The following is a 13,200-nucleotide window of genomic DNA, read 5'->3' on the forward strand; positions in this document are numbered from 1 at the left end:
GACGCATCGGCCGGCTAAAACGTTGCACGTCTTATTTATGCTATTAACCATTCACCACTCACTCCTCACCACTCACCAAACTCACTGCTTTTCCTTCACGTTGCTTCCGTTCCTTATTTCATCGCTGGCAACTTTTACCAGTTTATCCCCGGGTTTAAGATCGCCAAATATCTCCATCATATCGCCCGAGGTAAGGCCTTTTTTTACATCAACCCACTGGGCTTTATTGTTTACCACTTTTATTACAAATACTTTTTCTGTCGAGGTTGCAACTGCTGTTTTGGCTACCACAAAAGTGCTGTCGCCATCAGGCAGCGGAACGTTAACTTCGGCAAACATATGCGGCAATAGCTTTTTGCTTTTATTGTAAACATCCATTTCCAAACGCTCGGCTCTTAGCTTTTCATCAAGCGCGCCGGCCATTCGTTTTACCTGGGCAGTGAATTTTTCATTGGGTAAAGCTTTTATGGTAAAATTTACTTCGCTTTTATTGCTTAATGATCCGGTGTAGTTTTCGGGTACCGATACCACCAAACGCAGCCTGTTTTGATCCTGTAAAGTAAACAACGGATCAGATCCTTTACCACCGGGGCCTACATAAGCGCCCAGGTTTACATTACGGCTGGTTATAACACCATCAAAAGGAGCCCTTATCTCCAGGTAAGCCAGGTTAGCCGATACTTCTTTTAAGGCTGATTTGGCAGCTTCTACGTTAGCCATATCCGCGTTCTTTTTAGCTTCGGCCTGTTCCAGGTCGTTAAGCGAAATAGTTCCTGGAGTTTTGCTGGTGCTTACCAACCTGTCGTAAGTTGCTTTGCTGGCATAATAAACGGCCTCATATTGCTTAATGCGCGATTGCGCACCTGCAAGTTGTGAGTTTATTTCCGGTGCCTCTAACACTACCAGCAACTGGCCGGCGTGTACTTCAGATCCTATATCAACCAAAAGTTTTTTAACGTAGCTGTTAACTTTTGCATAAAGGTCAACCTGCTGGTAAGGGATCAGTTCGCCGGGGATGGAAATGCTGCTGCTTAATTTACCTTTGGCTACCGTCACCAGTTCAACGGTTGGTGTTTCGGCAGCTGCCTGCGTTTGCTCTTCAGCCTGCTGGTCCTGTTTTTCCTTATCATCAGAGTGGCAAGCACCTAATGAGCTTAAAGCAATAGCAAAAGCGGCAAGGATAAGTATCGGTTTATTTTTAAATTTATTCATGATGATGTAAAGGGACATAAAATTTACTTTCTTTATCTTCTGGGTCTAACGAAACGGATTGGGTTGTGGCATCGGCTTGTACCCAGGCAAAAACCAGGGGTAACACCAGTAAAGCTGCAAAGGTTGAGGCTATAAGTCCGCCAATAACTGCCCGGCCTAATGGCGATGTTTGATCGCCCCCTTCGCCCAGGCCCGATGCCATGGGCACCATCCCTACAATCATGGCCAAACTGGTCATTAAAATAGGGCGTAAACGTAGGGCAACTGCCTCGCGGGCTGATTTTAATGCATCGCCATTATGCTTGCGTAATTCTTCGGCGTTGGTTATCAGCAATACGGCGTTTGAGATGGATACACCTACCGACATGATCATACCCATGTACGATTGCAGGTTGAGTGTCGACCCCATTATTTTTACTAAAAACAATGATCCAAACAACACCGCCGGCACTGTTGATAATACCACCAATGACATTTTAAACGACTGGAAATTTGCAGCCAGCATCAGGAATATTACCAGGATGGCCACTATCAAGCCCGATTGCAGGCTATCCAGAGTAGCTGTTAGTGTTTGGCTCATCCCGCGCATTTCAATAGTTAAACCGCGGGGCGGTTTCCCTAAAGCGTCAATTGCTTTTTGTACATCGGTTGTTGCGGTACCCAGGTCTTTATTGTATAAGTTGGCCGTTACCGATAGGGTAGGGATAGCGCCAATGTTATCGTTTTCGCCATTGGTAATGCCTGTTTTAATATCGGCAACGTCGCCCAGTACCGGGCGGGCCTGGTTGGCCAATACCGGTATCTCGCGCACATCATTCAGGCTGCTCATCTGGTACTCTGGTACCTGTACCTGTACCAGGTAGCTTAGGCCCGCCTTTTCATCAATCCAGTTATTTTTTTCGGTAAACCTTGATGATGATGTGGAGGCTACCAACGATCGGGAAATGTCGTTGAGCCCAACACCCAATTGTGCAGCACGCTGCCTGTCGATATTGATATCGATGGTAGGGTAATTAAATGACTGCCCTATTTGTGCATCGCGCAGGTATTTAATATCCTTTAGCTTATCTAAAATTTTAAAGGCATATTCCTGGTTTTGCTTTTTGTTTTTGCCGGATAAGGCAATTTCGATAGGCGTAGGCGAGCCCTGGCTTAAAATTTTATCAGTAAGTTCTATCGGTTCGAAAGATAGTTTTACCCCCGGTATTTGTTTAGCAACCTGGTAGCGTATTTTTTCTTTCAGGTCATCAAGATTTACTTTGTAATCCTCGGTTAAGCTTATCTGCATAACTGCTTCCTGCGGGCCGGCCATAAACAGATAAATGGGGTTGGTTGAAAACGACGAGGGGTGCGAGCCAACAAATGTTGAGGTGATGGCAATGTGGTTTTTGCCCACAATGTCGCCCAATATATGCTGGGCTTTAACCGCTATAATCTCAGTGCGTTCAAGTCGGGTACCATCCGGCGCGCGTAAACGTACCTGAAAAGTGCCGGAGTTTACTTTAGGCAGTACATCGCGCCCAATGATGTTAAACAGTAAAAAAGCCAAGGCGAATGCACCTATCACATATGCGGTTACAATAAGCTTGCGGGCCGGCAGCATACGGTCCATCAGGCGCATAAAACTTTCCCTGAACTTGTCAAACCTGGTAGCCTTTTCGCCGTGATGCTCTAACGCAAGCTTCATCGCTTTTTCTTTTTGCTCCCATGGTTCGCCTTCATCCTCCAACGCGAAGCCGTCGGGATGGCTGTGGTCTTCGTGCTTGTTCACCATAATCCAGTTGGCCATGATGGGTACAAACGTTTGGGCCAAAAAGTAAGAAATGATCATGGAGAAACCGATGGCTAACGCCAATGGCAGAAACAAAGCGCCAGGGATCCCCGTCATGGTAAAGGCCGGTGCAAACACCGCCAGGATACAAAAAAGGATCAATAATTTGGGGAAAGCAATCTCCTTACAGGCATCCCAGATAGCCAATGCCTTGGGTTTGCCCATATCAAAGTGCTGGTGAATATTTTCGATAGTCACCGTTGATTCATCCACCAGGATCCCGATAGCCAGCGATAGCCCGCTCAGCGTCATGATATTGATGGTTTGATGGAACAGCGAAAGGAAGAATATTGCCGAGATAATACAGGTTGGGATAGTTAATATTACAATTAACGCCCCGCGCCTGTCGCCCAGGAACAGCAATACCATTAAGCCGGTAAGTACCGCGCCAATAGCACCTTCCTCGGCCAAACTCTTAACAGCGTTTATCACGTAAATCGATTGATCGAACACAAAAGACAGCTTTACATCCGGTGGTACCAGGGCCTGGAATCGTGGTAATGCCTTCTTTAAATTCTGCACTACCTCCCAGGTTGATGCCGTGGCCGATTTGGTAATAGGGAGGTAAACCGATCGCTTGCCGTTGATAAGCGCGTAACCGTTCGTAATATCAGCCCCATCCTCAATGGTGGCCACATCGCGCATAAATACAGTTTGGATGCCGTTTTTATACAGCGGGATATCCCCAAAATCCTTTACATTTTTAATGGTGGTATTTGATGGCGCCAGGTAATTATAATCGCCTATACGTACGTTACCTGCAGGGGTATTCTGGTTGTTTTCGCGCAGGGCAGCAACAATCTGGTCGGGCGTTAAATTGTGGGTCCTTAACGCAGTCGGATCTATTTTAATCAAAATGGTGCGCTGGTTACCTCCAAAGGGCGCAGGTGCAACCAAACCCGGTATTGAGGTAAACGACGAGCGGATATAAACCGAAGCATAATCAAGTAATTCATTATTGGTACGGGTGGCGCTGCTTAATACCAACTGGCCAACCGGCAGGGTAGAGGCATCAAACCTGAGGATGAACGGTGGTTGCGACCCCTGCGGGAACGCCGACTGCGCCCTGTTGGTGTACGCCGTGACCTCCGCCGCGGCCTGTGCCATGTTGGTACCTTCGTAAAAAGTAACTTTTATTAGTGTTAAGCCTTGTATGTTTTTTGTTTCGATGCTTTTTACGCCCGATACAAATAGCAGCAAGTTAACATATTGCTTACCAAAGTAAGCCTCCATTTGGTTTGGGGTAAAACCACCGTATGGGTGAGATACATAGATAACCGGCAGGTTCAAATCCGGAAAAATGTCGATCTTGATAGTACGCACCGCATTTATCCCGAAAAAAAACAACCCGGCTACTATAACCAATATGGTAATTGGTTTTTGAAGCGCCCCTTTTATCATTCCCATTATATAATGTGTATCAGTTTTAAAAATTATTAATGAATAAGCCAAAATCGCCGGTGGCGGCTGCTTTGTAAAGCAATGCCTGCCAAACGTTGTTAGACGCTATGTACTTATCAACTTCGGCACGGTTTAGTGTGTAAAGTGCCTGTGTAAAATCAACAATGTTCGATAGCCCGTTTTTGTACAGGGCGTATTTTTGGGTATAGGCATCGCTGGCTGCTTTTACTTCAACAGGTACTTCGTTGTAGTTTTTAAGGGCGTTGCTGATGCGGGTTTCGGCCAATGATTGTTGGGCCTGTAGCTGCTGGGCTACCAGGTCATAATCATTTTTATATTGTGCCGATGTGAATTTTTGCGATTGTACCTGGTAATGTGTCCTGAAAATAGTTGTAAAATTCCAAACCATAGCCACACCGAATAAATAATTATAGCGGGTAGGGTCGGCACCGGCGCCATAGCTGCTGCTGTAACTGCTTTGGTTGGTACCATAGTCGGAGTTAAAGCCCGAGCCGCGGCCCTGGTAAACGCCAAAAAGGCTAAAAGTTGGCAAGGCAAACGTTTTAAGGTATTTGGCCTGCTCATCGCTCACGCCTATCCGGTTTTGGTAATAGCGTAACGTAGGATGATCTGAAACAACAACAGCGCTTTGCGCGGCCAGGGTTGTGGGCGCTTTGGTAATAAAGGCGCTATCCAGTTCAAACTCCTGCGCCGGGATGCCTAAGTAAACTGATAGCTGGTTGCTTTGATCCTGTACTGTTTGCCGGGTGTTGGTTAAAGCTATGCGGGCGTTTGATACTTCGGCGTTAGCCAACGATGAATCAACACCGGCATTAAGGCCGTTTTTTACACGGGCGGTAACTACTTTTTGCAATTCGATAGCCCGGCTAAGGTTATCTTCCTGCGCTTTTTGCAACTGCTGGGCGGCTAATAAGTTAAGATAGGTACTTGCTACGCGTATCTGGTGCTGAAAAGTTTCCTGGGTCAGGTCGGCCTGTTCACGGTTAACCACCTGGCTTTGCACCTTAACTTTTTCCTTCGCTTTGCCAAAGCTGAAAAAATCCCAGCTTACGTTGCTTAGGTAGAGGGAGCCAAATGCCGAATTCCAGTTCTGCTTAGGTAGTGCAGGGCCCGAAGATGCCGCCGAAAGGCCATGATAGCCATACAACGGGCCGTTTTGGCCATTGGCGGTTCCGTAGTCTTGCTGTGCCGAGATGCTTACATCTGGTAAATATTCTGTGCGTGTTTCTTTTAAATATGCCCTGGCAGCGTTTAACTGATTAGCTTTCGACTTGATGGTACCGTAATTAGCGAGCGCCATTTGTTCAGCATCTTTAATATTGAGAACCTTTTGCTGAGCCTGAGCCTGGATGACATAAAAAACACCTAAAAACAGAAGTAATTGTTTTGAAGGTATCTGTAACATTGTAGTGTAATTTGTACACGGCAAATGTAGATGTATCATATATATTAGAAAAATGAATTAATTTTGTCATAATCATTAGAAAAACTAATATATGAATATTGCACTGCATCATTTCCGTTTGGTTGATACAATTTCTAAAGAAGGATCGCTTACAAAAGCAGCCGCAACTTTGCATTTAACACAGTCGGCGCTGAGCCATCAATTGAAGGAATTGGAGCGCGAAATGGATATTGAAGTTTTTCACCGGCAGGGTAAAAAACTCCATCTTAGCGAGCAGGGGTATCGCTTCCTGCGGAGCGCCGAAAAGATCCTGGCCGAGCTGAATTCGCTTGAAGAAGACATCCAGAATTACAAGAACGGCAAGACCGGGAAACTTACCATCAGCATGCAATGTTACACGGCTTATCATTGGTTGCCGGGCATCATCAAATATTACAAAAACCGCTGGCCTGATATCAATATCCACATTTTATCGGATGCAACACGCCGCCCGCTGGAGTATTTAATGCGCGGCGAACTGGATATTGGCATAGTGCGTACGCAGATGATAAATACCAAAATTGTATACGAGCCGATCTTTGAAGATCAGCTTGTGGCCGTAATTTGTACCGATCATCCGCTGGCAAAAAAGGACATTATCAGCGTATCGGATTTCCAGGACGAAGAACTCATTTTACCGTTGTATGATCCATCATACCAGGACACGCCGGTGATTGAAGCCCTCATCCAGGCGCAGCAGGTAAAGCCCAAAACGTTGCACCGCATTCACTATACTGATGCCACTATCGAGATGGTGAACGCAGGCCTTGGCATCAGCGTTATGGCCGACTGGATTGTTAAACCATACCTCAATGGTCGCAACATTGTGACAAAACCCTTGCATCATACCATTGCCCAACGCACCTGGTATGCCGCAACTATCAAGCAAACACCTGCCATCCAAAACTTTTTGGAGTGCCTGAAAATGCATTTTTCAATAAACGGATTGATAGGGAAACCGGCCGAAGAAGTATTGGCAGATATGGCCGAAGTGGTTTAATTGCCGCTATGTTTGGAGTATGGTTTTAAGCGTTCTTTTTTCTATGCCTTTGTAAAACTATTTGATGATATTTTCCTTTACCTATTTGTATTGATAGCTACCTGGCAGGAGACAAAAAATAAACAACAAAGCTTAAAACTGCATTTAAACCTATAGCTTTGAAGCTAATCTATACTGACATGTTAAACAAAGCTAAAAGCTGGTCGTTACCTTTTTAAAATGTTTTATAAATCTGTTTTACTACTATCGTTCTTATTAGGTTTTCAATTGTCTGTACAGGCAAATTTTGTATTCAATAACAATTCAATAGCGGCTTATAAAGCCATATATGAGTTAAAATTTAATGATGCTAAAAAGTATATCCAGGACGAAAAACTAAGAAATCCGCAAAATGGCATTACAGTTTTGCTTGATAATTACGCCGATTATTTGCACCTGCTTACTTCAGAAAATAAAAGTGAATACGAAAAATTAAAAGACCTGAAATCGGACAGGATTGATGTCATAAAAGATAACGACGAAAATTCACCTTATTATTTGTTTGCCCAGGCCGAGATTTACCTTCAATGGGGAATGTTAAAAGCCAAATTTGGCGATTTTACGGCCTCTACCCTTGATTTAAACAAGGCCAAAAATCTGCTGAACGAAAACAACAAGAAATACAAAGATTTTTTACCCAACCAAAAAAGCCTGGCTTTACTGGATGTGATCTTTGGAGCCATTCCATCTAACTTAAGAGGAATAGCGAATTTTTTCGGCATTCGGGGCGATATCGCAAGCGGGTATAAACAGCTGGAAAAATTCAGGGCCCAGATAGCAGGTTCGCCCTATAGTTATTATAATGATGAGGCTGTTTTTTTGATATGCTTTACTGATATAGATGTATTACACAGCCGGAACAACTATGCACACCTGGCACAGCTGTTAGATGGGATGAATGATAAAAGCCTTTTGAAGGCTTATTTGCAAGGCTATGTTGCCTATAAAACCGGGCATAATGACGAGGCAATTAATTACCTTCAAAACGCACCAAAATCAAACCTGTATCCCGCCTTGCCGGCAATAAGTTATTTATTAGGTAATGCAAAATTATGCCGTATGGATACCGATGCCAATATTTATTTATTAAAGTTTTTAAAAGATACCAGGGGGATCAACTATATTAAAGACTCCTACCAAAAACTGGCTTACTATTATCTTTTAAGGAATGATTTAAACAACTATAATAATTATATAAAGCTGACACGTACCAAAGGTTACACCACCGACGAAAAAGACAAACAGGCTTTAAAGGAAGCCAATGATGTTAAACCCGATCTGGAGCTTTTAAAAGCAAGGCTGTATTTTGATGGCGGCTATTATAACAATGCCTTAGCGCAATTAAAATCTAAACAGGTAAACGATCTTAAAAACATAAGGGATAAAATTGAGCTTTATTACAGGTTTGGACGTACCTATGACCGTATGAATGTTTTCAACGATGCTTTAACCAACTACCAAAAGGCAATTAACATCGGCAAAAAAGAAACCTATTATTACGCCGCCAATTCGGCATTGTTCTCCGGTGTTATTTACGAACAGAAAAAGGATTATAAAAAAGCTGCCGACTATTACAACCAGGCCTTGCAGATGAAGAACCATGAATATCAAAACAGCATAGATACCCAGGCAAAAGAAGGCCTGAACAGGATAAAACAATAATAGAATCAAGAATCAAGATACAAGAATCAAGAAAAGTATTGATAATCTGTGCGATCATAAAAGCTACTAGTATACAGGCTTTTTAAATGCAGCCAGGTAAAAAGAGCTTGCTTATCAGCTTTTCAAATTATCGAAATAAAGATAAATACATAGTATGTATTAGCATATAACCTGCTAATAGCCAGTTCGCAATATTTGTCTTGATTCTTGACTCTTGATTCCTGACTCTTATTTAAATCGAAGTACAGTTTATTATTTTAATGGTAAATCGGGCCAAACAGTTTATAGAATTGCAATTTAAAACTTACATTTGAAATACATATTCACTGTTGAGTATAATAATGTATTGGTAAGTTATTGTTCCTAACCACAATTGAGGTTACGTTAATTTAATCATCTATGGGTTAACGTAATGCAAGTATTGAAAATACATCTGCCGAAATAACTTTTAATTGATACGTAAAAAATCGTTTAACAAATGGTTGAAAAAAAGATATTGATAACCGGAGCAAGCAGGGGTTTGGGCCTGGCAATATCAAAAATACTTTCAAAAGAATATACTTTAATATTACATGCTACCCGCAAAGAAAGTTTTACCCATATTGAGCCCGGAAGCCATTTACTTTGTGCCGATCTGAACGATAGGCAGGAGCTTAATGAGTTTTGTAACCGCTTAAAAAAAGAGCATGGGGATACCTTGGTAGCCGTAATTAATAATGCGGGCATAACGTTAGACAAATCTTTAATTTACCAGCCCGAAAATGATATTGACAGGATACTGCAGGTAAACCTTAAAGCCCCTGTCATGATCTGTAAGGCAGCAATGAAAATTTTCACTTTAAAAAAACAAGGTGTAATTATCAATGTAAGTTCGGTTGTTGGCGAAACGGGCAATGCGTTCCAGGCTGTTTATGCGGCCACCAAAGCCGGTTTGGTAGCGTTTTCAAAATCGTTGGCCAAAGAAGTGGCAGCGCTTAATCAAGAGCATGCAATAAGGATACTCAGCATTTCGCCGGGTTTTATTGAAACAGACATGACTGACCGGATCCCGGAAGCCGAAAAGCAAAAATTCCTTACAGCTATACCGGCTAACCGCTTTGGCAGCGTAAATGAAGTGGCAGAAGTAGTGGCTTTCCTGGTTTCAGACAAAGCATCTTATATAAACGGAACTAACATACATATTAATGGCGGGTTATTATGATCAGGGAGTACTGATACACAATTTATGTGATTCGGACCCGAAGGATGTACTGGTTAACCACGGACCAACAAAGTTGCTGATTGATAATTATCACTGGCATTCGCCAAATGTAGGTATTGTTGCAAGCTACACCCCGAAGGATCGGGATGTGGAAGACCATTTTAATATTTTTAGAGGGGTTGACCAGATAGAAGCATTTGCACAGGCCACTTCCGGTTCATGCAGCGTATTTTTAGAATGCCAGAAATTGGCCTCTACTCCGGTAGAGTTATCCGAAAAATTCGTGCCCAGGTTTTTAAGTATTGGCCAGGTAAATTTTATAGGTTATTTAGAAAAGGGTGACACATTTATAAGTATCGGGAACATAAAATTTTATAAATTCAGGCAGATAGTTTGCGACGGAAGGATTTATAAATGTCCCACAGGCATTAACCTGGATAAGCATTTTGAAGATTTTACCGAAGAACGTTTGCTGGCATATGATATAGGGGCCGGTTTTACGCTTATTGCCGAATTTAATGACATAACAGGAAGATCAATTAAAAAAGAATTAATTTAACAGCAATTAAAATATTAATGGAAAGACAAGAAATTATTGATGGTTTGGTAGAGATACTTAAAACCGTAAGAACAATAAATCCGGATAAATTGGTGGGCGTAACAGAAGAAACTGATTTTATAAAAGATCTGAACACCCCATCAACAGAGATGATAAATATTGTGGCTAAAACCGAGCAGAAGTTTGATGTTGAGTTTGAAGACGATGACATTGATGATTTAGGGTCGCAGGTTAAAGATATTGTTGATCTGATATTGAAGTCAAAAGAAAAAGATTAATATGAAAGGCAGGAAAGTAGCGGTTGTGGGAATGGGCGGAGCTTTCCCTGCCTGTGAAAATCTGGACGATTTTAGCCGGAAAATATTTGCAGACCAAAGCCTGATCCGGTCATGGGACCAGGCCCTGGCCTATGGCAAAAATATCCGGTCGTCTGTATCTGGTTATATAACAGAACAGGAGATGAATATTGATGTAATCTATTCATCATTAGCCGCAAACTACCCGGAAACCTATGTTGATAATTTGGACAGGATACCGCCTGCCAATTTAGCCACTGCCGATGTTGGAAGTATCTGGGCGATGCTGGCCACCTTAGATGCCATAAAAATGGCCGGATGGTCGGACGCAGAAACCCAGTCGGAGCAAACCGGTGTGATTATAGGCTCTGGTGGGGCCGGTAACGTGATTTTACGGAACGCCTGGCATAATTTTTATGAACTGGGTAAAAAAACACGCCTAAGCGGAGGACACACTGTTGACCGTACCATGGTTTTTCGCGAAGCCGCCAATGTATCTATACTCATAAAAAATAAAGGCGTTTGTGAAGCTATCGGGTCGGCCTGTGCAACCGGGCTTGGTAATATAGGTTACGCGTACCGTTTAATTAAATTTGGTTTACAGGACAGGGTTATTGCCGGCGGGGTTGAAGGTACATCGTTAGAAACCTTTATTGGTTTTGATGGTATGCAGGTGCTGAGCAAAGGCTTTAGCCCCGAAGAAAGTTCCCGCCCTTTTGACATAAACAGGAACGGGTTTGTATGCTCATTTGGCGCAGGGATAGTAGCACTTGAAGAATATGAACAGGCTATAGCCAGGGGTGCTGAGATATTAGGTGTAATTGATGAGTATTTTAATAACTCTGATGGCGATGGTGATATGTTTTTTCCATCCTTTGCCGGCCAGAAACGCTTATGGAAAGGTTTGCTTTCTGAGTCGGAAGGTAAGCCGGATGTTGTAAAGGTACATGGCACTTCCACACCGGCAGGCGATGCCATTGAACTGTTAAGCGTAGTAGATGTTTTAGGTGAGGATGGCTATCATATTTCGGCGCCAAAATCGCAATTCGGGCACATGTTGGGCGCCGCGGGGGGAGTTGAGTTTATTACGGCTTTGCTGATGCTTAAAGAGCAGAAAGTTTTGCCTTGCTTAAATTCGGTACAACTTAATCCCGAACTGGAAAGTTACCAGAAAACAAGCCAATGGACCGGCCCAACCAAACCTTTGGAAGCTTACCGGAACCTTATTCCACAAAAAAGCTTTTCAAAAGGAATTAACAGTATTGTTTGCCTTAATTACGGGTTTGGCGGTACAAACAGCGCTTTAAAAGTATCGAAGCATAACATATGATTAGTAACAACAATAAAGTTGCCGTTATATTTGGTGTAAGGAACGATAGCTCCATAGCTTATGATGTTGCCTTAAAACTAAATCAATCTGGTTGCAGGCTTGCGCTTAGCTATGTTGAGGATACTAAGGACGATGTACTTTACCTGATGGAAAGGCTGAATATTGATACCCGTTTTGCCAAACAGGTGGATGTAAGGAATGAAGAGCAAATTACAACGTTTTTAAATTTTGTACACCAGGAATTAGGCCCCATTGACTATATACTGCATGCCGTAGCTTTTGGCAATCAAAAAGTGATGTGTTCCTCCCTGCCAGGTAGTAAAGAGCCTGCACCATCATATATCGATATCCCGTTTGAAGACCTGATGGATTCCTTCAATATCAGCGCCTATTCGCTGTTAAGAATAGCGCGGGTGGCCGAAAACCTGCTGCAAAAAAATGCATCTATCCTAACACTTACTTACAATGCCGGAAGCAGGGTGTTCCCCGAATATGCGGGTATGGCCATTAACAAAGCAGCCCTTGAAACCATTGTATTATATCTTGCCAGTTATTTCAGGACCAAGCAGGTGAGGGTGAACGCAATTTCTGCCGGTTTGGTCATGACATCATCAGCAGGGGGAATAAGCGGGATCCGTAAGATCAGGAAATTAGGAAAAATTACGGCGCCGTTAGGCAATATTGATGCCGGGGATGTTGGCGATACAGCATTGTATTACTTTTCGGATCTTTCAAAAAAGGTAACCGGAAATATTCATTTTGTTGATGGCGGCTTTAATATAATGGCAATACCCGTAGATGGAGCATAAAATAGAATCGTCGGTGAAAGAATTAACAGCCCTGCAGCGATTTGCAGTGGGCAACGACCTGGTATGCTTAGCCGATTTTAAAACTTCTTTAACCGACTTGTTTAAAAATAAAGTTTATACCGCTGCCGAGATTGACTACTGCGATAGTTTTAGCGATCCAATTCTCCGTTACGCATCTACCTGGGCAGCCAAAGAGGCTGTTTACAAGGCGGTTAAGCAAATTGACCCGGCACCTTTAAGCTGGAAAAAAATAGAAATTATCAGGACAAAAGCTTCCGGTCGCCCGCATGTGGTTTTACAACCTAATCTTAAATGTTACCAGGTAAGCCTTACCATATCGCACGATGGCGACTATGCCTGGGCTTTGGCCTTAATTGATAAAATAGCTTAAGCCG

General features: G+C 42.9%; 11 protein-coding genes. 8 read left to right on the top strand and 3 right to left on the bottom strand.

Features of this window, described 5'->3' with window-relative positions; genetic code table 11:
- Positions 1–81: 81 nt before the first annotated feature.
- Genes ACFGVS_RS26615 through ACFGVS_RS26625 form a run of 3 tightly spaced genes read right to left on the bottom strand, consistent with a single transcriptional unit; the run spans position 82 to position 5,870 of the window.
- The gene (locus tag ACFGVS_RS26615; RefSeq protein WP_439696277.1) at positions 82–1,212 is read right to left on the bottom strand and encodes an efflux RND transporter periplasmic adaptor subunit; all 1,131 of its coding nucleotides are present in this window, start codon (positions 1,210–1,212) and stop codon (positions 82–84) included.
- A complete protein-coding gene (locus ACFGVS_RS26620) occupies positions 1,205–4,450 on the bottom strand; it encodes an efflux RND transporter permease subunit (protein WP_439696278.1) in 3,246 nt (1,081 codons plus the stop codon). Before ACFGVS_RS26620 ends, ACFGVS_RS26615 begins: the two co-directional genes overlap by 8 nt.
- A gap of 19 nt (positions 4,451–4,469) precedes the next feature.
- Positions 4,470–5,870, bottom strand: coding sequence for a TolC family protein (locus ACFGVS_RS26625; protein WP_439696279.1), 1,401 nt, complete (start codon positions 5,868–5,870; stop codon positions 4,470–4,472).
- A gap of 91 nt (positions 5,871–5,961) precedes the next feature.
- On the opposite strand from ACFGVS_RS26625, the gene ACFGVS_RS26630 reads away from it, so the two are divergent.
- The 8 genes from ACFGVS_RS26630 to ACFGVS_RS26665 all read left to right on the top strand — a co-directional run bounded on the left by ACFGVS_RS26630 (position 5,962) and on the right by ACFGVS_RS26665 (position 13,196).
- A complete protein-coding gene (locus tag ACFGVS_RS26630) occupies positions 5,962–6,909 on the top strand; it encodes a LysR family transcriptional regulator (protein ID WP_274209502.1) in 948 nt (315 codons plus the stop codon).
- A 219-nt stretch (positions 6,910–7,128) separates the two neighbouring features.
- On the top strand, positions 7,129–8,610 hold the full coding sequence (locus ACFGVS_RS26635; protein WP_090653157.1) for a tetratricopeptide repeat protein: 1,482 nt from the start codon (positions 7,129–7,131) through the stop codon (positions 8,608–8,610).
- Between the two features lie 478 nt (positions 8,611–9,088).
- A complete protein-coding gene (locus ACFGVS_RS26640) occupies positions 9,089–9,811 on the top strand; it encodes an SDR family oxidoreductase (RefSeq protein WP_439696280.1) in 723 nt (240 codons plus the stop codon).
- Entirely contained in the window at positions 9,795–10,370 is a 576-nt protein-coding gene (locus ACFGVS_RS26645) for a hypothetical protein (RefSeq protein WP_255369950.1), read from the top strand. Before ACFGVS_RS26640 ends, ACFGVS_RS26645 begins: the two co-directional genes overlap by 17 nt.
- A gap of 17 nt (positions 10,371–10,387) precedes the next feature.
- Entirely contained in the window at positions 10,388–10,648 is a 261-nt protein-coding gene (locus tag ACFGVS_RS26650) for an acyl carrier protein (RefSeq protein WP_090653159.1), read from the top strand.
- Between the two features lies 1 nt (position 10,649).
- Positions 10,650–11,996, top strand: coding sequence for a beta-ketoacyl-[acyl-carrier-protein] synthase family protein (locus ACFGVS_RS26655; RefSeq protein ID WP_439696281.1), 1,347 nt, complete (start codon positions 10,650–10,652; stop codon positions 11,994–11,996).
- Positions 11,993–12,805, top strand: a complete 813-nt coding sequence (locus ACFGVS_RS26660) for an enoyl-ACP reductase FabI (protein WP_439696282.1) — start codon at positions 11,993–11,995, stop codon at positions 12,803–12,805. Before ACFGVS_RS26655 ends, ACFGVS_RS26660 begins: the two co-directional genes overlap by 4 nt.
- The gene (locus tag ACFGVS_RS26665; RefSeq protein WP_255369952.1) at positions 12,795–13,196 is read left to right on the top strand and encodes a holo-ACP synthase; all 402 of its coding nucleotides are present in this window, start codon (positions 12,795–12,797) and stop codon (positions 13,194–13,196) included. The genes ACFGVS_RS26660 and ACFGVS_RS26665 overlap by 11 nt, the downstream gene beginning before the upstream one ends.
- The last annotated feature ends 4 nt before the right edge of the window (positions 13,197–13,200 follow it).

The organism is Mucilaginibacter sediminis, from assembly GCF_051903035.1.
Lineage (GTDB): Bacteria > Bacteroidota > Bacteroidia > Sphingobacteriales > Sphingobacteriaceae > Mucilaginibacter.